This window comes from Micromonospora sp. ZG13 (genome assembly GCF_059359355.1).
In genome coordinates this window covers 1-3,032 of sequence record NZ_JCADBQ010000037.1, presented here as the reverse complement: position 1 = coordinate 3,032, position 3,032 = coordinate 1, and the positions used below count along the sequence as shown (strand labels likewise).

The 3,032-nt window shown below is 75.1% G+C and carries 1 protein-coding gene; it reads left to right on the top strand.

Annotation, left to right across the window (positions count from 1 at the left end):
• Positions 1–3,032 (top strand): SDR family NAD(P)-dependent oxidoreductase (locus AC5L34_RS29415; RefSeq protein WP_494827899.1); only part of this gene is annotated, 3,032 nt, incomplete at both ends.

Here is a 3,032-nt window from a genome sequence, read left to right as displayed (position 1 = left end):
AGCGTCGACGAGGCCCCGCGTCCGTTGGATGTCGCCTGGTCCTCGGTGACCACCCGGCCCGCGCTGGAGCAGCGCGCGGTGGTCACCGCCGCCGACCGGGACGACCTGGTCACGGCGTTGAGCGCCCTCGCCGACGGCGACCCCACCGGTACCGTCGTCTCCGGCACCGCCGGCCAGCGCGGCCAGCTCGCCCTGCTGTTCTCGGGTCAGGGTGCGCAGCGCGCGGGCATGGGCCGGGACCTGTCGGCCCAGTTCCCGGTGTTCGCCGCCGCGCTCGACGAGGTGTGCGCGCAGCTCGACGCGTTGCTGCCGCGTCCGCTGCGGGAGGTGCTGTTCGCGTCGGCGGGTTCGGCCGAGGCGGAGTTGCTGGACCAGACCGTCTTCACCCAGGCCGGCCTGTTCGCGGTCGAGGTGGCCCTGTTCCGTCTGGTGGAGTCGTTCGGCGTCGTGCCGGACATGCTGGCCGGCCACTCGATCGGCGAGGTCACGGCCGCGCATGTGGCCGGTGTGCTGTCCCTGGCGGACGCGTGCGCCCTCGTCGCCGCGCGGGGCCGGTTGATGCAGGCGCTGCCCACGGGTGGCGGAATGTTGGCGGTGGCTGCCGACGAGGCGGCGGTGGCGGAGTCTCTCGCCGGGCTCGCCGACCGGCTGGGCATCGCTGCCGTCAACGGTCCGACGGCCGTGGTCGTCTCCGGTGCCGCCGAGGCCCTGGACGAGGTGGAGCGGCTCTGGCGCGACCGGGGTACCCGCACTCGCCGGCTGACCGTCAGCCACGCGTTCCACAGCCCGCTGATGGAGCCGATGCTCGACGAGTTCCGCACCGTCCTGTCCGGACTCACCTTCACCACGCCGCTGCTGCCGATCGTGTCGAACGTGACCGGTGCGCTGGCCGGCGACGAGATCCGCACCCCGGAGTACTGGGTGCGGCACGTCCGCGAGGCCGTGCGCTACGCCGACGGGGTCACGGCGTTGCGGGCCGCCGGTGTCGACACGTTCCTGGAGGTCGGGCCGCAGAGCGTCCTGACGGCGATGGCGGCTGACGTGCTGCCCGACGACGATGCCGTGCTGGCCGTCGCCGTGCAGCGCCGCGACCGGCCGGAGCCGCAGGCGCTGCTGCACGCCCTGGCGGAGCTGCACGTGCACGGGGTTCCCGTGTCCTGGACGCAGTGGTTCGCCGAGACGGGCGCGCGGCGGGTCGACCTGCCCACGTACGCCTTCCAGCACCAGCGCTACTGGCCCGCCGCCAACCGGTCGCGTACGGGTGACGTGTCCGGGGCCGGGCTCGGCCGCACCGGGCACCCGCTGCTCGGCGCGACGGTGGATCTGGCCGGCGACGACGAGATGGTGCTGACGGGCCGGCTGTCCCTGGCCATGCACCCGTGGCTGGCCGACCACACGGTCTCCGGGCTGACGCTGCTGCCGGGTACCGCCCTGGTGGAGCTGGCCGTGCGGGCCGGCGACGAGGTGGGCCTCTCCCGGCTACGGGAGCTGACCATGGCCGCCCCGCTGGTGCTCCCCGAAACCGGGGGCGTGCGGATCCAGGTACGGGTGGACGCAACCGGTGGCTCCGCGTACCGCGCGGTCGCCGTCTACTCCCGCCCCGACGACGACCCCGAGGCGGGCTGGACCCGGCACGCGGAGGGCGTGCTGGAGTCGTCCACGGCCGACGAGCCCGACACGATCACCTGGCCCCCCACCGGGACGTCCGAGGTGGACCTCGCCGGGTGGTACGCGACGCTGGCGGAGCACGGCCTGACGTACGGGCCGATCTTCCAGGGTCTCCGGCGTGCCTGGACCGGCGGCGACGAGGCGTACGCCGAGGTGGTCCTGCCGGGCGACGCCGCGACGGAGGCCGCCGGGTTCGGCGTGCACCCGGCGCTGCTGGACGCCGCCCTGCACCCGATCGGGCTGCTGCTGGGTGGTGAGGAGTCGGGCGGCCCACGGGTGCCGTTCGCGTTCGAGGGCGTGCAGGTGTACGCCTCGGGCGCGGGCCTGCTGCGGGTGCGCCTGAGCCGTAACGGTTCGGGGCTGCGGCTGGTGGCGTACGACGAGTCGGGTGCGCCGGTGGTGTCGGTGGACTCCCTCGCGCTGCGGGAGCTGACCGGCGTGGCCGCGCCGGGCGTGGCGTCGCGGTCGCTGTTCGAGCTGCGGTGGCCGGCGGTGGAGGCCGCCTCCGCCGGGGAGCTTTCCGGATGGGCGCTGGTGACCGGCGGCCAGGAGCTGCTGGCACCCGTCGGAGTGCCCACGTACCCCGACGTGGCGACGGCCGCGGGGGAGGAGTCCGTCCCCCGGACGCTGCTGCTGCCGGTGTTCCCCACGCCCGGCTCGGCGACGCCGGAGTCGGTCGGGGCGGTGACGTCGGACATGCTGGCGACGGTGCAGTCCTGGCTGGCGGCGGACGCGCTGGCGGAGTCGCGGCTCGTGGTGGTGACCCGGGGCGCGGTCTCGGTCGGTGCCGACGACCGGGTGGCCGACCTGGCGGGTGCGGCGGTGTGGGGTCTGCTGCGCTCGGCGCAGTCGGAGCATCCGGGTCGCATCGTCCTGGCGGATGTCGACGGCGACCTGGATGCCGCGCTGGTGGCCCTGCTGGACGGCGTCCTGCGGGAACCGACCGCGACCGGCGGCCAGTTGGCCGTCCGTGGGGGTGCGGTGTACTCGCCGCGCCTGGTCCGGGCCGGCATCACGGCGGTGGAGGCGCCGGTCGTGGGTGACGGTGCGGTGCTGGTGACCGGTGGTACGGGCGCGCTCGGGGCGTTGGTCGCGGAGCACCTGGTGTCGGTGCACGGCGTGCGCTCTCTGGTGCTGGTGTCGCGGCGTGGCCCGGAGGCCGCGGGTGCGGGTGAGCTGTCGGAGCGGTTGTCGGCGCTGGGCGCGGACGTGCGGGTGGTGGCCTGCGACGTGACGGACCGGGACCAGGTGTTCGGTCTGGTGGCCGAGGTTTCCGACGGGGGGCGTCTGGCGGGTGTGGTGCACACGGCCGGTGTGCTGGACGACGGTGTGGTGGAGGGGTTGACGGCGGAGCGTCTGGCGGG